Annotated in this window: 17 protein-coding genes and 1 tRNA gene; 12 read left to right on the top strand and 6 right to left on the bottom strand. The window is 73.4% G+C overall.

Annotation, left to right across the window (positions count from 1 at the left end; translation table 11 throughout):
- The first annotated feature begins 14 nt into the window (after positions 1-14).
- Positions 15-605, top strand: a complete 591-nt coding sequence (locus tag IF06_RS0112660) for a YqgE/AlgH family protein (protein WP_013284232.1) — start codon at positions 15-17, stop codon at positions 603-605.
- A gap of 88 nt (positions 606-693) precedes the next feature.
- Positions 694-766 (top strand) — tRNA-Ala (locus tag IF06_RS0112655).
- 96 nt (positions 767-862) lie between these two features.
- Here the strand turns inward: IF06_RS0112655 and IF06_RS0112650 are convergent.
- Together IF06_RS0112650 and IF06_RS0112645 are read right to left on the bottom strand one after the other, a co-directional pair.
- Positions 863-994 (bottom strand): hypothetical protein, encoded by a 132-nt coding sequence (locus tag IF06_RS0112650; protein WP_030271119.1) that lies wholly within the window; start codon positions 992-994, stop codon positions 863-865.
- Positions 995-1,068: 74 nt separating this feature from the next.
- Complete coding sequence (locus IF06_RS0112645) at positions 1,069-1,683, bottom strand: TetR family transcriptional regulator (RefSeq protein WP_013284233.1); 615 nt, start codon at positions 1,681-1,683, stop codon at positions 1,069-1,071.
- A 73-nt stretch (positions 1,684-1,756) separates the two neighbouring features.
- On the opposite strand from IF06_RS0112645, the gene IF06_RS0112640 reads away from it, so the two are divergent.
- Positions 1,757-2,155 carry a VOC family protein gene (locus IF06_RS0112640; protein WP_013284234.1) on the top strand — a complete coding sequence of 133 codons (399 nt, stop codon included), beginning with the start codon at positions 1,757-1,759 and terminating at the stop codon, positions 2,153-2,155.
- A gap of 21 nt (positions 2,156-2,176) precedes the next feature.
- Here the strand turns inward: IF06_RS0112640 and IF06_RS0112635 are convergent, their stop codons facing one another.
- Positions 2,177-2,659: a DUF1772 domain-containing protein gene (locus tag IF06_RS0112635; RefSeq protein WP_030271117.1), complete on the bottom strand. Its 483-nt coding sequence runs from the start codon at positions 2,657-2,659 to the stop codon at positions 2,177-2,179.
- A 70-nt stretch (positions 2,660-2,729) separates the two neighbouring features.
- Between IF06_RS0112635 and IF06_RS0112630 the strand changes: the two genes are divergently transcribed.
- On the top strand, positions 2,730-3,674 hold the full coding sequence (locus IF06_RS0112630; protein WP_030271116.1) for an AraC family transcriptional regulator: 945 nt from the start codon (positions 2,730-2,732) through the stop codon (positions 3,672-3,674).
- A complete protein-coding gene (locus IF06_RS0112625) occupies positions 3,671-4,012 on the top strand; it encodes a VOC family protein (RefSeq protein ID WP_030271114.1) in 342 nt (113 codons plus the stop codon). The genes IF06_RS0112630 and IF06_RS0112625 overlap by 4 nt, the downstream gene beginning before the upstream one ends.
- A gap of 18 nt (positions 4,013-4,030) precedes the next feature.
- Here IF06_RS0112625 and IF06_RS0112620 read toward each other — a convergent pair whose 3' ends face one another.
- Both IF06_RS0112620 and IF06_RS0112615 read right to left on the bottom strand, forming a co-directional pair.
- Positions 4,031-5,098: a glycerophosphodiester phosphodiesterase family protein gene (locus IF06_RS0112620; RefSeq protein ID WP_030271113.1), complete on the bottom strand. Its 1,068-nt coding sequence runs from the start codon at positions 5,096-5,098 to the stop codon at positions 4,031-4,033.
- 154 nt (positions 5,099-5,252) lie between these two features.
- Complete coding sequence (locus IF06_RS0112615; protein ID WP_030271111.1) at positions 5,253-7,535, bottom strand: DUF4153 domain-containing protein; 2,283 nt, start codon at positions 7,533-7,535, stop codon at positions 5,253-5,255.
- 155 nt (positions 7,536-7,690) lie between these two features.
- On the opposite strand from IF06_RS0112615, the gene IF06_RS0112610 reads away from it, so the two are divergent.
- Complete coding sequence (locus IF06_RS0112610; RefSeq protein WP_030271109.1) at positions 7,691-8,587, top strand: lytic polysaccharide monooxygenase auxiliary activity family 9 protein; 897 nt, start codon at positions 7,691-7,693, stop codon at positions 8,585-8,587.
- Position 8,588: 1 nt separating this feature from the next.
- Here IF06_RS0112610 and mgrA read toward each other — a convergent pair whose 3' ends face one another.
- Complete coding sequence (gene mgrA, locus IF06_RS0112605; protein WP_030271107.1) at positions 8,589-9,578, bottom strand: L-glyceraldehyde 3-phosphate reductase; 990 nt, start codon at positions 9,576-9,578, stop codon at positions 8,589-8,591.
- 57 nt (positions 9,579-9,635) lie between these two features.
- Here mgrA and IF06_RS0112600 point away from each other — a divergent pair, with 57 nt between their 5' ends.
- From IF06_RS0112600 to IF06_RS0112575, 6 genes are all read left to right on the top strand, one after another.
- Positions 9,636-10,604 carry an aldo/keto reductase gene (locus IF06_RS0112600; protein ID WP_013284242.1) on the top strand — a complete coding sequence of 323 codons (969 nt, stop codon included), beginning with the start codon at positions 9,636-9,638 and terminating at the stop codon, positions 10,602-10,604.
- A gap of 63 nt (positions 10,605-10,667) precedes the next feature.
- Complete coding sequence (locus tag IF06_RS0112595) at positions 10,668-11,909, top strand: sensor histidine kinase (RefSeq protein WP_013284243.1); 1,242 nt, start codon at positions 10,668-10,670, stop codon at positions 11,907-11,909.
- A complete protein-coding gene (locus tag IF06_RS0112590; protein WP_013284244.1) occupies positions 11,906-12,556 on the top strand; it encodes a response regulator in 651 nt (216 codons plus the stop codon). Before IF06_RS0112595 ends, IF06_RS0112590 begins: the two co-directional genes overlap by 4 nt.
- Before the next feature lie 76 nt (positions 12,557-12,632).
- A complete protein-coding gene (locus IF06_RS0112585) occupies positions 12,633-13,667 on the top strand; it encodes a hypothetical protein (RefSeq protein WP_013284245.1) in 1,035 nt (344 codons plus the stop codon).
- Positions 13,668-13,740: 73 nt separating this feature from the next.
- Positions 13,741-15,231 (top strand): magnesium chelatase, encoded by a 1,491-nt coding sequence (locus tag IF06_RS0112580; RefSeq protein WP_030271104.1) that lies wholly within the window; start codon positions 13,741-13,743, stop codon positions 15,229-15,231.
- Positions 15,232-15,233: 2 nt separating this feature from the next.
- Positions 15,234-17,189 (top strand): VWA domain-containing protein, encoded by a 1,956-nt coding sequence (locus IF06_RS0112575; protein WP_013284247.1) that lies wholly within the window; start codon positions 15,234-15,236, stop codon positions 17,187-17,189.
- Positions 17,190-18,205 lie beyond the last annotated feature (1,016 nt).

Genomic DNA, 18,205 nt, shown 5'->3' with positions numbered 1-18,205 from the left:
GACGGGTGTCGGACATGCAGAGTGAGGGGCAGGCGATCGGTGGCCGAGCCATGGAGTCGATGACCGGACGACTGCTGGTCGCGACACCGGGGCTCAAGGATCCGAACTTCGACCGTACGGTCGTGCTGCTCGTCGCCCACGAACCCGGCGGCGCCCTCGGGGTGGTGCTGAACCGGGCCACCGAGGTCTCCGTGGCCGACGTGCTCGGCGACTGGAGCGACCTCGCCCGCGACCCGGCAGTGCTGTTCGAGGGCGGCCCGGTGCAGCCCGACTCGGCCATCTGCCTGGCCCGGATGCGGCACCCCGTCCGGCCGGTCAAAGGCTTCCACCGCGTCTCCGGCGCGGTCGGCACCATCGACCTCTCGGTCGACCCGGAGAAGCTGCGCGAGGCCATCGGCGGCATCCGGGTGTTCGCCGGCTACTCCGGCTGGGGTGCCGGGCAGGTGGAGCGCGAGATCGAGGAGGGCTCCTGGTTCGTGTTCGACGCGCTGCCCGGCGACGCCTTCGTCGACCGGCCGGATGATCTCTGGCCGATGGTGCTGCGCCGGCAGGGCGGCATGCTGGCCGCGGTGGCCCATTTCCCGCCGGACGTGGCGCTGAACTGAGCCGGGTGCGGGTGACCCCGCGAGATGACCATGCCGGGCGGCGTGTGTATAGTTCTCTCCGTGCCCGGGCGACCGGGGACGACCGCAAGGGGCCGTGGCGCAGCTGGTAGCGCACCACACTGGCAGTGTGGGGGTCAGGGGTTCGAGTCCCCTCGGCTCCACCCAAGCGAAAAGCCCTGGTGAGAGACAATGCCTCCCACCAGGGCTTTTGTCATTCGTCGATCTCTCGGGTCGCAATGTGCTAGACCCGTGCCAGATCAGGCGCTGAGCTTGCCTCGCGCCTCTTCGATTAGGGCGTCCAACGCGGCGGCGATGGCGTGATCGCGGTCACGGGCCGCGTGCTGGTAGATCATCGCTGCCCGGGTGCTCGAATGGCCGATGCGCGCCATCAGTTCTTTGAGCGTCGCGCCGCTCTGTGCTGACCATGTGCTGCCGGTGTCACCTTCGAAGGCCGCACCACCAGCTAACCGTGCCGGACGGGTGCGGTGCGCGGCCCGCGGAGGCACTGAAGCAGGCGCAGCAGATCGGGCCACGTCTCGACCAATGCGGCGTCCCGGTCCGGGGCTTCGGCGATCCGTAGCACTGCCTCGTTCATCGCGCCGGAGAGCAAGGTGGCAGTTGCCTCGGGCGAGTTGACCTCAAGGTGCCCGGCTGCTGCCAGCGTGGCCACCGCCTCGGCCAGGTGGTGCCCGGAAGCGGCCGCGTCCTGGCTGCGCCACGTGCGCCAACCCATCACCGCGGGCGCGTCGACCAGCAGGATCCGCCGGTGTGTGTCGTCGACACTGGCGGTGAGGAACGCCCGGCAGCCGGCGACCAGGCCGTCCCATGGATCGGCGACCGCTTCGGCAGCGCTGGCGACCGCAGCGGCGACCCGCTGTTGCGCGGCGGCTGCGACGGCTTCGAACAGGTGCTGCTTGTTGCGGTAGTGATGGTAGACCGCACCCCTGGTGACCTGGGCTGCGGCGGCCACCTCCTCCAGGCGGACGGCCGTGTAGCCGCGTTCGGCGAACAGGGCAGTCGCGACGTCCCGGATGCGCCGGCCGGTGATCTCGCTCTGCTCCTTGGTGGCTCGCGCCATGCCGCACTCTTCCTTTACATGCTCCGTGTATGTATATTCCTTTACCTGCACAGTGTATGTAAAGGAGTTCGCCATGACACTCGCCAGCTCGTACCCGGTCCTCATGACGACCGACGTGACCTCGGCTGCGGCCTTCTACCGCGAGCACTTCGGGTTCCAGCCGACCTTCGAGACGGAGTGGTACGTGAGCCTGCGCCGCGACAACTGGGAACTGGCGGTGCTGGACAGCAGCCACGAGACCATCCCGGCGGCCTACCGCGGGCCGGTCGCCAGTGGGATGCTGCTCAACCTGGAGGTGGACGATGTCGACGCCGAGTGGGAGCGCCTGCGGCACTTGGAGGTCGTGCTTCCCGTCCGGACCGAAGAGTTCGGACAGCGGCACTTCATCCTCGCCGGCCCGGACGGTGTCCTGATCGACGTCATCACCAACGTGGAGCCTGCGGAGGAGTACGCGGACAGGTTCATCTCCTAGCATCTCGCAGGCAAACGGCGCTCAAGCGGCGCGGCCCGCGAGCACCAACGCCCAGCACAGCGCGCCGAACCCGGCCGTACTCGCCAGCGTCCGGACCACGTTCCAGGTGACCCAGGCGGACTCGAAGCGCTCCCGAGCCGCAGCGAGATCGGCGGAACCAGCCGCCGCGAGCGCGTCGTTCAACGGCACGTTCACCGCCACGGTGACGACGAACATCACCAGGTAGAGAGCGAGCCCGGCGACGATCCACGGCAGCGCCGGCCGGGCCGCACCCCGCCACGCCAGCACCGCCGCGAGCGTGGCCAGCACCGGCGTACCCAGGAACGCCAGCAGGAACCAGCCGTTGACGATGGTGACGTTGATGCGCTGCATCGCGTCGACGAACGTGCGGTCGTCCGTGCCGCGCAGCGCCGGCATCACCGCGTACGCGAATGCGGCGAACAGGCCCGCCATCAGCCCGGCCCCGACTGTGGCGCCGGCCAGCGTCAGTTGTACGAGTCGCATGTCCTCATCGAACCGCCGCGCGGTGAGACGGCCCATGGTCAGGACGCGCGATCCTGTGTTCAATCGTCTCGTGGACGCCGTTTCCGGTCTGCTCGACGGTCCCCGTGCGCGGGGCGCCTTCCTGCTGCGTTCGATCCTCACCCCGCCCTGGTCGATGCTGATCCGGGACGAGGCGCCGCTCACGCTGGTCGCCGTGGTGCGGGGCGACGGCTGGATCGTGCCGGAGGAGGGCGAGGCCGCGCGGCTGACCGAGGGTGACGTGGCGATCGTGCGCGGCCCGGCCCCGTACACGGTGGCGGACGACCCGGCCACGGCGCCGCAGGTGGTCGTGCACCCGGGCCAGCGCTGCACCACTCCCGACGGGCGCGAGCTGTTCGCGATGACGCGGTGGGGCGTACGCACCTGGGGCAACGGGCCGGACGGCCGGACCGTGCTGCTCACCGGCACGTACCCGGTGCGGGGCACTGTGGGGCGGCGGCTGCTGGACGCGCTGCCGCCGCTTGCGGTGGTGCGGCGCGAGTCGTGGGACACGCCGCTGGTGCCGCTGCTGGCCGCCGAGATCGTCAAGGACGATCCCGGCCAGGAGGCGGTGCTCGATCGCCTGCTCGACCTGCTGCTCATCGCCGCGCTGCGGGAGTGGTTCGCCCGGCCGGGCGCCGCCGCACCTGCCTGGTACCGGGCGTACGCCGATCCGGTGGTCGGCCGCGCGCTGCGCATGCTGCACGACGACCCGGCCCGGCCGTGGACGGTGGCGTCGCTCGCCGCGGAGGTGGGGATGTCCCGGGCGGCGCTGGCGCGGCGCTTCACCGCGCTGGTCGGTGAGCCGCCCGTGGCGTACCTGACGGGCTGGCGGCTGGCGCTCGCGGCCGACCTGCTCCGCGAACCGGGCGCCACAGTCGGCGCGGTGGCCCACCGGGTCGGCTACGGCAGTTCCTTCGCGCTGAGTGCGGCGTTCAAACGCCGGTACGGCGTGAGCCCGCGCCGGCACGTCGACCCGGATAGATTGGCCGGATGACTGTCGACCTGTTCGCCGGCGTCCCGGTCCGCGATCTCGCGGTGGCGACGGACTGGTACGAGCGGCTGCTCGGCGCACCGCCGCAGTTCCGGCCCGACGACAGCGAGGCGGTGTGGGAGCTGGCCGAGCACCGTTACCTCTACATCGACGTGCGGCCCGAGCACGCCGGTCACGCCATGCAGACGGTCTTCGTCGACGACCTCGACTCCCGCGTCGCGGCGATCGCCGCCCGTGGTCTGACGCCGACCGCGCGGGAGACGTACGACAACGGCGTCCGCAAGGTGATCTTCCACGACCCGGACGGCAACGAGATCGGCTTCGGCGGCGGCCCGGCCTGACCGGACCGCCGCCGGACCTCAGCGCGCCCGGTACGCCTTCGGCAACCGCATCCCGCGCTCGGCCATGAGCTGCCGCACCCGGTTCGGGTAGTCGGTGATGATCCCGTCGACGCCCATGTCCATGAGCGCCGCCACTGTGGGCATGTCGTCGCAGGTCCAGGGGATGACCTTGAGCCCTCGCGCGTGCGCGTCGGCGATCATCCGGCGGTCCGGGTAGAAGCGGAAGTTCGGGTCGGCGATCGTGCCGTTCTGCGGGAACCCGTAGTTCGGGGACAGCGCGGTCACGCCGGGGGTCGCGGCGGCGGCCCGGACGAAGTCGCCACCGAAGTCGTCCACGTCCAGCCCGCCCAGCCACGGCGACGCGCCCGGCTTGCCGACCTGGAGGAAGTCGTAGTTCGTCAGCGCCACGAGCGGCCAGCGCGGCGCGAGCCGGTGCATCTCCCGCAGCGCGCCCCAGTCGAAGGACTGGATGGTGACCTGCCGCTCGATGCCCGAGCGCCGGATCTCCTCGAAGACCCGCCTGACGAACAGCTCGCGCGGCGCGGTCTGCTCGGGCGCGCCCGCCTCCACCTTGGTCTCGATGTTGAGCGTGATCCCGTGCGCGCGGTAGCGCTTCACCAGGTCGAGCACGTCGCGCAGCTCGGCCATCCGGACACCGGCGATCTGCTCCTGCTCGGGGAAGCCGGGCAACTGCTGGTAGCCGCAGTCCATGGTCTTGATCTGCGCGAGCGTGAGGTCCTTGATGTACTTCCCGACGTACGGGTAGGCCGGGTCGCCGGGCCGCACCGGGGCGGTGTCGCGGCACTTCTGCGCGCTGACCTGCCGGTCGTGCGTGACTACCACTTTCTCGTCCCGGGTGACCTGGGTGTCCAGCTCCAACGTGGTGACGCCGAGGCGCATCGCCTTGGCGAACCCGGCGAGCGTCTCCTCGGTGGTCATCCCGATGCCGCCGCGGTGGGCCTGAAGGTCGAAGTGGGTCCGCTGCGGCGGTACGCCGGGACGGTCGGCCGGACCTGCGTGGGCGACGCCCGGAACGGCGAGCACCGCGCCGGCGACGAATGCCGTCACGAGCTGACGGGTGGACATGGAGAAACCTCCGCTACCTCGGTTGTCGTTCGCGCAGCCGAAGCTAGGTGCGGAGTCGGTGCCCGCCGTGGCGTCGAGGTGAGGAGCGGATGAACGGTCGCCGGACGGCTGCCGGTGGGCCGGGCCGCGGTCGTCCGCGGCCCGGCCTGCGGCGTCAGCGGGGACGCCGCGTCTTCGGCAGGTCGAACTGGTCAGCCCGTCGGCAGTCCTTCGGACCGCCGATCGCCTGCGGGCCGACCTCGTCGAGGGCCTTGCGGGCGCGCTGGCGGCCCAGGTTCCAGGCGTACCAGGGGTCGGGCTCGGCGAGGTCGTCGGCGATCCAGCTCAGCGTGCACCGGCGTACCGGGTCGGGGAGCTTGGCAAGCGCCGGGGTGGCGTCGGCGGACAACGCCCGCAGGTACCAGGCGTCGATCTTGCCGGTCTGCTCGTACCGCAGCGTGTTGCGGCGGGCGACGTAGTCCTCCGGGTTGAGCACGGCCAGGCCGAGCAGCATCGCCACCGCCAGCGCGAGCGTGGTGCCGGGAATCCACCGGCCCCGCCACTTGACGCCGGCCGCGATGATCATCAGGAAGACCGTGCCGAGCAGCATCTCGAACGCCATCACGAAGATCCGCTCGCCGGTGAAGCTGTAGACCTTCTGGTACGTCCACATCCGGGACAGCGCCGACGCCACGATCACCACGCTCAGCGCACTGATCAGCCCGAGCAGCACGCGCAGCATGATCCGCTCGACCGGCCGCTCCCGGCGTGCCCAGCGGCTCACCCCGCCGAGCACCGCCACGGTCAGCAGCGTGACGAAGAGCAGCTGCCAGAAGCCGCTACGCGCGTACTCGGCGTAGCTGAGCCCGGCGACCCGCTGCACGTGCTGCTGCCCGCCGAAGAGCGTGGTGAACTGCACCACCACGAACCCGGCGAACAGCAGCGTGAGCGCGCCGATGGCCGGGGCCCACTCCAGCAGGCCGAGACGGCGCTCACCCTCGCGATCCACTGTGGACAGGTCGGGCGGCGCGGCGAGCGTGTAGAGCGCGGCGACAGCGATCAGCCCGCCCACCACTGCGAGGAACAGCCAGCCGAACACCGTACCGAGGTTGATCTCGGGGACGAGCGAGCCGAGCGCCTCGGAGAACGCCGCGTCGGCCGACGCGAGCAGGCTGCCGAAGACCACGAGCACCACGACCGTGGCGACCACCGAGACGGTCACCTTGCGTACCGTCGCCTCCTGCGGCGAGGCGGTGATGTGCCGGCGTACCCACGGCAGGCCGCGCAACGCCGCGAACGGCGTCGCCACCAGGCCGAACAGGACCGAGCGCACCAGCCGCCCGCCGATGATCGCGAGGGTGGCGCAGCCGAGCGCGCCGAGCACGCAGAACGTGACGAGCCACCAGGCGTTGCGGAACGCCGGCACGGCGATCAGGGCCAGCGCGGCCGCCGCCCACCCGGCCCGGATGAGCTTGTCGGCGCGCGGTAGCTCCGCGGTCTTCGACCGGACCGCCAGCACCACCGCGAGCGTGAGCGTGAGCCACCCCAGGAACCAGCCGACGCCGACGCGGCCCAGCGGCACGAAGACCGCGCTGCCGACCGCGGCGGCCAGCACCGCGAGCGGCACGGCCCGCCCGGTCGCTGCCTTCGGGCCCGGCCACCGCGCGCCGAGGAACGAGGTCCGCGGCACCTGAGGTCGCGGCGCCCACGTCGGCGCCTGCGGGTGCCCGCTCCACCCCATTCCGGGGTACGGCGGCGCGGGCGCCGGCCCACCGCCGTGCGGAGGCGGCGTGCCCGGAGCACGTTGCGCACCCGGCGCGGGCGGCGGCCCGGAGCCCGGCTGCGTGCCCGGCGCTGCCCATGACCCGGAGGCCGGCTGCGTGCCCGCGGGAGCGGCAGGCGTCTGCGAGGCTCCCGGCGGGCCGGACGTCGCGGAAGTGGCCGTCTGCGGAGCGCCGTCGCCGGGACGCGCGCCGGCCTCACCGGAGCCGGCCGTGGCCGCCCCCGCTGCGTCGGCGCTCGCGACGGACGGCTTCGAGCCGGCCGCCTGGGTGGTGGCCGAAGCCGCGTCCGGTGAGGCAGCGACAGGCTCTCCGCTCGCCGGCCGGTCGGCCGGTGCGGCGGCGGGGGCGGCGCCCTCCACGGGGGAGCGCTCGGCGGCGGGCGCTGTGGCCTGGGCGGGCACCGCCGCCGCAGGCTGGCCGGTCGCCGTCTGCTGGCCGGTCGCCGGGACCAATGGGAGGAACAACGCGTACCCCTGGGTGCCGGGTGGCACGGTGACCGGAATCGCCCAGCCGGGCTGCCCCTCGGCGCCCGGCCAGGGCACCGGCGCGGGAGCGCCCTCCATCGTGGGCAGGACCAGCAGGTACGGCTGTGCGGGGGCGGGGACGTCGCCCGGCGCGGGCCCGGCCGCGGGGGCGGCGCGGGACGGCTCTGGGGACGGGGCCGGCTCGGACAAGGGACGCTCCTCGATCACAGGGTTTCGTCACTGTAGGGCCCATCAGGTGTCCGTCGCCGCCCCGGTTGTCCGTTCGGTCATGCCGCCCCGGCCGATCGGCGCGGATCGAACCTTTGGCGGCTCGCGGCCGTACCAGTGCGCGGGAGGTCGATCACATGGCCGCACGTCGCGCGCTCGCCGCGCTCGCCGCCGTCGCCGCGACGGTGCCGCTGACCGCCGCGCCGGCCGCGGCGCACGGTGCGCCGACCAGCCCGCTGAGCCGGGCCGCCGCGTGCGGGCCCGAGGGTGGCCGGGCGCAGACGCCCGCCTGCCGGGCCGCGGTCGCCGCCGGAGCGGCGGTACGCGAGTGGGACAACATACGGGTGGCGCGGATCGACGGGCGGGACCGGGAACGCATCCCGGACGGGGAGCTGTGCAGCGGCGGGCTGTCCGCGTACCGGGGACTGGACCTGGCGCGCGCCGACTGGCCCGCCACCACGCTCACAGCCGGTGCCCGGCACACGTTCCGCTACCGCACCACCATCCCGCACCGGGGCACGTTCCGGTACTACGTCACCACCGGCTCGTACTCGCCTCGGCGCTCGCTGACCTGGGCGGATCTGGAGGAGAAGCCGTTCCTTCAGGTCACCGACCCGCCGATCCGCGCGGGCGCGTACGAGATGCGGGGGCGGCTGCCGGCCGACCGTACCGGCCGGCACATCGTCTATGTGATCTGGCAGAACTCGGACACCCAGGACACGTACTACTCCTGCTCGGACGTGATCTTCCGGGCGGCCCGCGGTGCGTCGGACCCGCCGTCGGCAGCGCCGAAGGCGAGCGCGTCGCCCCCGCGTACCCTCGCCGTTCCGGCGGCCGACGACGAGCCGGCGGTGCCGGTCGCGACGGTGACCGACGGCGGACCGCTGTCCCGGCCGCTCCTGGTCGGCGCGGCGGCGCTCGTCGTCGCGCTGCTCGCGGCGGCGGTGGTCGGACTGCGACGGACCGGCGGGCCGCCGCCCGGGCGGCCGTGCGGTGTCCGCAACCACCGCGCCGGGCGGCGCCGCATCTGGTGACTCAGCCGAGCAGGCTCTCGACCTCGGCCAGGTCGTCCCCGGCGAGGTCGAGGTTGTTCAACGCGGCCACGTTGCCCTCCAGCTGCCCGACGCTGCTCGCGCCGATGATGAGGCTGGTCATGCGCGGGTCGCGCAGCGCCCACGCCAGGGCGAGCTGGGCGAGGGTCTGCCCGCGCCGCTGCGCCACCGCGGCGAGCCCCCGGACCGTCGCCATCGTCTCCTCGTCGAGGTCGCTCTCGTTCAGGAAGACGCTCGTGCGCACCCGGGAGTCGGCCGGGATGCCCTTCAGGTAACGGTCGGTGAGCAGGCCCTGGGCGAGCGGGCTGTACGCGATGCAGCCGGCGCCGACGCGCTCCAGCGTGTCCAGCAGACCGTCGCTCTCCGTCCAGCGGTTCATCATCGAGTACGACGGCTGGTTGATCAGCAGCGGCGTGCCCAGGTCGCGGAGGATCGCCGCGGCCCGCTCGGTCTGCTCCGAGTCGTAGTTGGAGATGCCCACGTAGAGCGCCTTGCCGGAGCGGACGATCGCGTCGAGCGCGCCCATCGTCTCCTCCAGCGGGGTCTCCGGGTCGAACCGGTGCGAGTAGAAGACGTCGACGTAGTCCAGCCCGAGGCGGCGCAGCGACTGGTCCAGCGACGAGATCAGGTACTTGCGCGAACCCCACTCGCCGTACGGGCCGGGCCACATCAGGTACCCGGCCTTGCTGGAGATCACCAGCTCGTCCCGGTACGGCTTCAGGTCGGTGGCGAGCAGCCGGCCGAAGTTCTCCTCCGCCGAACCGGGCGGCGGGCCGTAGTTGTTCGCCAGGTCGAAGTGGGTGATGCCGAGGTCGAAGGCGCGGCGGACGATGTCGCGCTGCCGCTCGAAGGGGCGGTCCGGTCCGAAGTTGTGCCACAGGCCGAGGGAGATGACAGGCAGCTTCAGCCCGCTCCGGCCGGTGCGCCGGTAGATCATCTCGTGGTAACGGTCGTCGCTGGCGAGGTAGGTCACCAGGCCATTCTGTCCGGACCGGAGTGCGCACGCAGCGGCGCGGGTACGTTCGGCCTCATGCGTTACGTGCGGCTCGACACCCCCAAGCCCATCTCCAAGATCGGCCTCGGCACCTGGCAGTTCGGCTCCAAGGAGTGGGGCTACGGCCCCGAGTACGAGCGCCGCGCCGCCGAGATCGTCCGGCGGGCGCTCGACCTGGGCGTCACCCTGTTCGACACCGCCGAGCTGTACGGCTTCGGCCGCAGCGAGCGCATCCTCGGCGCGGCCCTGGGCGACGACCGGGCCAAGGTCGTGGTCGCCACCAAGATCTTCCCGTTGCTGCCGGTCGCCCCGGTGGTGCAGCAGCGCGCGGTCGCCTCCGCCGCCCGGCTCGGCGTCGACGGCATCGACCTCTACCAGGTGCACCAGGCCAACCCGGTGGTCGCCGACACCACCACCATGCGCGGCATGCGCTCGTTGCAGGACGTCGGGCTGGTCGGCGAGGTCGGCGTCAGCAACTACGGCCTGCGCCGGTGGCGGTTCGCCGAGGCCGCGCTGGGCCGCCGGGTGCTGAGCAACCAGGTCCGCTACAGCATGATCGACCGCGGCCCCGAAGAAGACCTCATCCCGTACGCGGAGCAGGCCGGCCGCATCGTCATCGCGTACTCGCCGCTGGCGCAGGGTTTCCTCTCCGGCCGCTACGACGCCACGAACCCGCCCGCCGGGGCGGTACGCCGGGCCAACCCGTACTTCCTGCCGGAGAACCTGGAACGCGGCACCGCGCTGATCGCCACGCTGCGCGAGGTCGCCGACGCGCACGACGCGACGCCGAGCCAGATCGCGCTCGCGTACGTGCTGCGGCACCCGAACGTGGTGGCCATCCCGGGTGCCTCCGGGGTCGAGCAGATGGAACGCAACGCGGCCGCCGCCGAGATCGACCTCGCCGACGACGAGTACGCCGCACTCGTCGCCGCCGCACACGCGTTCCGCCCAGTCACCGGGCTGGCCGCCGTACCCCGGATGGTCCGCGCCCGCCTGGGCGGGTGAGCCGGCCGGAATCTCCCCGGCACGGGGGAGCCGGACCGGTACGACGGGGCGGACAATGACCGGGTGACGGTCCGGGGGGTGTTCGCGCCGCTGGTGCGCGCCAGCACCTGGCGCCGTGCCGTGTTCCTGCTCCTCGGTGGCGTGCTCGCCCTGCCGTACGCCTTGCTGGCGGTGGTCTTCGCGCAGATGCTGGGGAACGCGACAGCGCCCCGCCCGCTCGTGCTCGGCCTGCTGCTGGTGGCTGCCGGGCTCGCCGTGGTGCCGGTGTTCCTGGCCGGCAGCCGGGCGCTGGAGATCGCCGCCGCCCGGGCGCTGCTCGCCGTCGACCTGCCGGAGCCCGCGCCCGGGCACCGGATCGACCGGGAGACCCGGCTGCGCGCCGCGCTCTGGATCGCCCTGCACCTGGGCACCGGCGCGGTGGTGTGGTTCGCCGCGATCAGCGCGTTCCCGATGGCGCTGGTCTTCGTCGCCGGCCTGGCCGGGATGGACACCGGCGCCGTGGCGGACCAGCGGTTCGGCCCCGTCGACCCGGCGCACCCGGTCCAGGCCGGGCTGGCCGGCCTGGCCGTGCTGGCCGGGCTCGGCTACGCCGTGGCCGGCCTGGGCGCGCTCGCCGCCTCGATGGCGCCGGTGCTGCTCGGCCCGGCCCAGGCCGAGCGGATCGCCGCGCTGGAGGCCCACGCGGTACGGCTGGCCGAACGCAACCGGCTGGCCCGGGAACTGCACGACTCGGTCGGCCACGCCCTGACCGTGGCGACCCTCCAGGCCGGCGCCGCGCGGGAACTGCTCGACACCGACCCCGAGTTCAGCCGGCGGGCCCTGACGGCCATCGAGGAGACCAGCCGGCGCGCCATGGACGACCTGGACCACGTCCTCGGGTTGCTCCGCGAGGCCGGTGCCGTGACGGCACCCGCGCCGCACTCAACGCTCGCCGGACTCGACCGGCTGGTCGCCGCGGCCCGCGCCGCCGGGCTGGACGTCGAGTCCCGGGTCGACGGAGCGCTCGACGCGCTGCCCGCCGTGGTGTCCCGCGAGGGCTACCGCATCGTCCAGGAAGGGCTGACGAACGCGGCCCGGCACGGCCGCGGACCGGTCGCGCTGCGAGTCGCCGTACCCCCGGAAGGGCTGGCGATCGAGCTCGTCAACAGCGTGCGCGGCGCCGCCGGGCCGGCCCGCGGCGGGCGCGGGCTCGACGGCATGCGGGAGCGGGTGCTGCTGCTGGGCGGCCGGCTGGACGCCGGCCCCGACGGGGATCGCTGGCGCGTCCGGGCCACCCTGCCGGTGCCGAGAGGGGATGTCCGGTGACCATCGACGTGCTGATCGTCGATGACGACGAACTGATCCGGGTCGGCCTGCGGGCGATCGTGGACGCCCAGCCGGACCTGCGTGTCGTCGGCGAGGCGGCGGACGGGGCCCAGGTGCCGCCGCTGGTCGCGAAGCTGCGACCGCGGGTGGTGCTGATGGACGTGCGGATGCCGGCCATCGACGGCATCCAGGCCACCCGCCGGTTGCTCGCCGCCTCCGCCGACCCGCCCCGGGTCCTGGTGGTCACCACGTTCGCCAACGACGAGTACGTCTACGAGGCGCTGCGCGCCGGGGCAGCCGGTTTCCTCCTCAAACGGGCCCGCCCGGCCGAGGTGGTGCAGGCGATCCGGGTAGTGGCGGCCGGGGATTCGCTGCTGTTCCCGGCCGCCATCCGGCAGCTCGTCGACACGTACGGGCGGCGCGACGGCGACCGGCTTCGCGCCGCGCGCCTGACCGAGCGCGAGGCCGAGGTGCTGCGGCTGATGGCCGCCGGCCTGTCCAATCCGGAGATCGCCGCCCGGCTGGTCGTCGGCGTCGAGACGGTGAAGACGCACGTCGGGAACGTGCTGGCCAAGCTCGGGGTCCGGGACCGGACCCAGGCGGTGGTCGCCGCCTACGAGTCGGGCTTCGTGATCCCGGCCGGCTGACCGGTCCCTCCCGTGGGGGAGCGGGTCCACCCCGTGGCGGGAGGGAACGTGCGCCCGGCCGGTCCAGGCTGAGGGCATGACGACGACCACCACCTCCGCACCTCCCCGGGACACCCGCACCCGGCTGGACCCGGCCGCCCCGCTCGCCGCCGCCTGGCTCGGCGGCTGGGGCGTGCTCGCCCTGCTGTCGGCGCTCACCGGCGCCGGCTACCCGTTCGGCACGAACGACCCGCACGGCGGGGACGCCGCCGGCCTGCTCCAGTTGCTGCCGGACGCCGTCGGCCCGCCGCTGTTCGCGGTGGTCCTGCTGACCGGCGCCGTCGCCGCCCTGGCCATGACCGGCCCGGCCCGGCTGCAGTCCCGCCCGGTGCGCCTGCTGATCACCGGGTACGCCTCGATCGTCGCCCTCGCGTTGGCGGTGGTGGTGCCCGGGATGCGGGTGCTCGCCCTGCTCGGCTACGCGCCGATGCTGATCATCGGGGCGCCGTTCGGCTGGCCCTCGGTGGACTACGCCGACGTCTTCACCTGGCCGCTGTTCGCCCGGCTGGCTGCCCTGGCCGGGGGGATGCTGCTGGCCGGCGCGCTGCTGCGCTGGCGTCGCCGGATCGCCGACGGGTCCGCTCCGGGCTGGACCGCGCCCGCTGCGGCCGCCCGGTGGGGCCGGTGGGCGACGTGGACGGCGGCCGTCGTCCCGGTGCTCTACGCGTTCACCCGGTTCGCCTGGCTGGCCGGTGTCCCGCTGGGAATGTCCCGGGAGACGCTCGCCGAGATGCGGGCCGACGGTGCGATCTGGGCCGGCGCGGGGCTGGGCGCGTTCGCCGTGGTCGGCGCGGTGCTCACGCTCGGACTGGTGGCCCGCTGGGGAGAGCGGTTCCCGCGCTGGATGCCCGGGCTGGCGGGCCGGCGGGTGCCGGTGCTCCTCGCGGTGATCCCGGCCGGGCTGGTCGCGCTCGCCGTGCTGGCGGCCAGCCTCGACCTGCTCGCCGCGCCGCAGTTCGCCGAGCTGATCAGGGAGGGCAACGCCGCCGCCCTGCCGATGGTGCTGTGGCCGGTCTGGGCGGTCACGCTGGCCGGTGCCGCGTACGCGTACCACCTGCGACGTCGCGCCTGAGACGCCGCCCGGAGGATCGGTCCCGGCACGGGGCGGGACCGACCCCCGGGCGGTACGCGAATTCTGAGCTAGCGTGGATCGGGTGACCGCTCCCAACCAGGTTTCCCCGGTCCCGCCCGCCGACCTGCCGAGCACGCTCGGCGAGTTGCGCGCTACCGGCCACCGCTACCGCACGGTCAAACAGGAACTCCGAGACAACCTCCTCGCCCGGATGGGCTCCGGCGAGGACCGCTTCCCCGGCATCGTGGGCTACGAGGACACGGTGCTGCCCGAGGTCGAGCGCGCGCTGCTCGCCGGGCACGACATGGTGCTGCTCGGCGAGCGCGGGCAGGGCAAGACCCGGCTGATCCGTTCGCTCGGCGCGCTGCTGGACGAGTGGACCCCGGTGATCCCCGGCTCGGTACTCAACGAGCACCCGATGCACCCGCTCACCCCGGCGTCCCAGGCGCTCGTCGACTCGGCCGGCGACGACCTGGCGATCGGGTGGCTGCACCGCTCGATGCGGTACGGCGAGAAGCTCGCCACGCCGGACACCAGCGTCGGTGACCTGATCGGCGACGTCGACCCGATCCGCCTCGCCCAGGGGCGCACGCTCGGCGACCCGGAGACCATCCACTTCGGGCTCGTACCGCGTACCAACCGGGGCGTCTTCGCCGTCAACGAGCTGCCCGACCTGGCCGAACGCATCCAGGTGGCGCTGCTCAACGTGCTGGAGGAACGCGACATCCAGGTCCGCGGCTACCAGCTACGGCTGCCGCTGGACCTGCTGCTGGTGGCCAGTGCCAACCCGGAGGACTACACCAACCGGGGCCGGATCATCACGCCGCTGAAGGACCGGTTCGGCGCGGAGATCCGTACCCATTACCCGCTCGACCTGGACCTGGAGCTGGCGCTGATCCGGCAGGAGGCCGACCTGGTCGCCGTCGTGCCGGAGCACGTGCTGGAGGTGCTGGCCCGGTTCGCCCGCGACGTGCGGGAGTCGCCGTCGGTCGACCCGCGTTCCGGTGTGTCCGCCCGGTTCGCCATCGCCGCCGCGGAGACGGTGGCCGCCGCCGCGTTGCGTCGTTCGGGTCTGCTGGCGGGTGCTGGTGCCGGCGTCGGTGCCTCGGGTGGGGCGGCCGGGGCGGCGTCCCGGCCGGAGGCGCCTGTGGCCCGGATCGGGGACACCGTGTCGGTGACCTCCACGCTGCGCGGCAAGGTCGAGTTCGAGAGCGGCGAGGAGGGACGCGAGATCGAGGTGCTCGCGCACCTGCTGCGTAGCGCCACCGCCGAGACGTTCCGCGCCCGGCTCGCCGGGCTCGACCTGTCCGGCTTCACCGCGATCGTCGCCGAGGGCGGCGCCGTCGAGACCGGCGAACTGGTCTCCTCGTCCGAGCTGCTACGCCAGGTCGGGACCGTGCCGGGGCTGGCCAAGGTGCTCGACCGGCTCGGGCTCGGCGACGCGCCCAGCCCGGAGGAGGCGGCCGCCGGCATCGAGTTCGTGCTGGAAGGGCTGCACCTGACCCGCCGGCTCGGCAAGGACGTCACCGAATCCGGGCGCACCGTCTACGGGGACCGGGACTGACAGTGGCCGGCGGCAACCGCTTCCGGTACGGGCAGTGGCGCGGCGGACCCGATCCGCTCGCCCCGCCGTACGACGTACGCGCCGCTGTGGACGCGGTCGGCTCGGACGTGCTCGCCGGCGGCAGCCTGCGCGAATCGCTGCGCGAGCTGCTGCGACGCGGCCCGCAGGGGCGTGGCGGGCTCGACGACCTGGCCGCCCGCGCCCGCCGCCTGCGCCGGGAGGCGCTGCGCCGGGGCGACCTCGACGGCGCCGTCACCCGGGCCCGGGCACTGCTCGACCAGGCGCTCGCCGCCGAACGCGACGAGCTGCGCGGCCGCGACGGCGACGACGCCCGGTTCGCCGAGGCCGTGCTCGACAACCTGCCCCGCTCCACCGCCCGCGCGGTGTCGGAGCTTTCCGAGTACGACTGGGCCAGCGCCGAGGCGCGGCAGACGTACCAGCGGATCCTCGACGGGCTGCGCGGCGACGTGCTGGAGCAGCGATTCGCCGGGCTGCGCGACGCGGCACGGGCCACGGCCGACCCGGCCGTCCAGCGGCAGCTCGCCGAGATGATGCGCGACCTCAACGACCTGCTCGCCCGGCACGCCCGCTCCGAGGACACCACCGACGCGTTCGCCGAGTTCATGCGCCGCCACGGCGAGTTCTTCCCGGAACGCCCCAGGGACGTCGACGAGCTGATCGACGTACTGGCCCGGCGGGCCGCCGCAGGTGAGCGGCTCATGCGGTCGCTGTCGGACCGGCAACGTGAGGAACTCGCCGGGCTGATGCGTCAGTCGCTCGGCGACCGGCTCTCCGGTGAACTGTCCCAGCTCGACGCGCACCTGCGGTCGCTGCGGCCGGACATGAACTGGCAGCGCGGCGAGCGGGTCCGCGGCGACCAGCCCCTCGGCTACGGCGAGGCCACCGGCGCGCTGGACGAGATCGCCGAACTCGACGAGCTGCTGGACTCCCTCGACCAGGACCAGCCCGGCGCCACGCTCGACGACGTCGACGTGGAGGCCGTCGCCCGTACGCTGGGCCGGGACGCCGCCGACGACGTACGCCGGTTGCAGGAGCTGGAGCGCGAACTGCGCCGCCAGGGCTGGGTCACCCGCGACGCGGACGGGCTGACGCTCAGCCCCAAGGCGCTGCGCCGGCTCGCGAGCACTGCGCTGCGGCGCGTCTTCTCCGACCTGACCGCCGGCCCGCGCGGCCAGCACGACCTGCGCACGGCGGGCGCCGCAGGCGAGGTGAGCGGGGCGTCACGCCCCTGGGAGTACGGCGACGAACAGCCGCTGGACGTGGTGCGCACGCTCACCCGGGCGGTGCGACGGGCCGGTCCCGGAGTGCCGGTGCCGCTCGCGGTCGAGGACTTCGAGGTGGTGGAGACCGAACGGCGGGCGTCGGCGGCGGTGGTGCTGTGCGTCGACCTGTCGTACTCGATGATCTCGCAGGGCCGGTGGGGTCCGATGAAGCAGACCGCGCTGGCCCTGTCGCACCTGATGGCGACCCGGTTCCCGCAGGACGCGCTGCAGATCGTCGGCTTCGGCCGAGAGGCGATGCCGCTCACCCAGCAGGAGCTGGCGGCGGTGGAGCCGGACATGCAGCAGGGCACCAACCTCCAGCACGCGCTGCGGATCGCCGGCCGGCACCTGCGCCGCCACCCGGGTGCCGAGCCGGTGGTGCTGGTGGTCACCGACGGCGAGCCGACAGCACACCTGGACCCGGAGGACGGCGAGGCGTACTTCCACTGGCCGCCGCTGCCGGAGACGATCTCGGCGACGATCCGGGAGGTGGACCGGCTGACCCGGTACGGCGCGACGCTCAACCTGTTCATGCTGGGCGACGATCCGGGGCTGCGCCGGTTCGTGGATGCGGTGGCGCGGCGTTCGGGTGGCCGGATGTTCACCCCGGACCTGGACGACCTGGGCGAGTACGTCGTCTCCGACTACCTACGCGCCCGCCACGGCCGCCGCTGAGCTTGCGCCCGCGCGCCTGCGCCCGTGCGTCCTCTCGCCCGCGCTCTCGCGCTCTCGCCCGCGCTCTCGCGCTCTCGTCGATCTTGGAGTTGTGGTGCCCATGATGCCCGGTTTGCGGCGTTCGCGACGTGCCACAACTCCAAGATCGGCGGGCCTCTCCTGGAGCCGCGGCGAGTCCTCGTCGGCTCGGGCACAAGAGCCGCCCGGGATCCCCTGGGGCATCCGCGATCTTGCACTTTCGTACCCCGCAAACCGCGCGAATGGGGCACCTGAAGGGCTCGAACTGCAAGATCGCGCAGGTGACCGGGGTGCCGTCCGCTCGCCCGGGTCAGCCCCGCCTGGCTCGGGGTCGATCATGAAGTTGGCGGTGTTTGGTGTCCGGTTTGTCGGCGTCAACTTCATGATCGACGGCGCGGGGGCGGGTGCGTGTGGTGCGATCCGTGCCGTTTTGGGCGGAGGTGTCCGGTTCGGGGGTGGTGGGTGGCACTCTGGGAGTGGAATCGCGGGCGGGTGGGTGGCGTTGTAACCGGGTGAACGACCGAGCGAGGCTCGCCCCGCGAGTGGGGTGGCATCTGCAAGGCCTTGGGAATCACCCCGGGGCCGCTGGTCGTTGAGTAGGCCGCTGGTCGTTGAGTACGGTTCCGGCGACGTGAGCCGCGGGGAATCATCCTGGCCGGCTGGTCGTTGAACACGGTTCCGACGACGTGAACCCCCGCCGCTTTCTGGTGGCGTGTGGCGCCCCCCGGGAATGGTGGCGGGTGGCGGGTCGTTGAACAGTGTTCCGGCGCCGCGACGAGGCCCCCCCCTGCCCTCGCGAGCAGCCGGATCCCCCGAAGACTTTCTTGAGCGCCTGACGGTGCTCGCACCCGCGCCGGCCCCCCTGTCGGTGTGGGCGTCGATCCCCCGAATGGAGCCCCCCATGAACACGATTCTGCGTAAGAGCATTCTGGGTGTTGCTGGTCTGGCTTTCACCGGTGGCGTGTTCGCCGGTCCGGTGGCTGCGCACGCGGCGGACA

It is taken from the genome of Micromonospora globosa (genome assembly GCF_000717585.1).
In the GTDB taxonomy this organism is placed as follows: Bacteria; Actinomycetota; Actinomycetes; order Mycobacteriales; family Micromonosporaceae; genus Micromonospora; species Micromonospora aurantiaca.
Note: the sequence above shows the minus strand (reverse complement) of the source record. Positions and strands in the feature narration are given on the sequence as shown.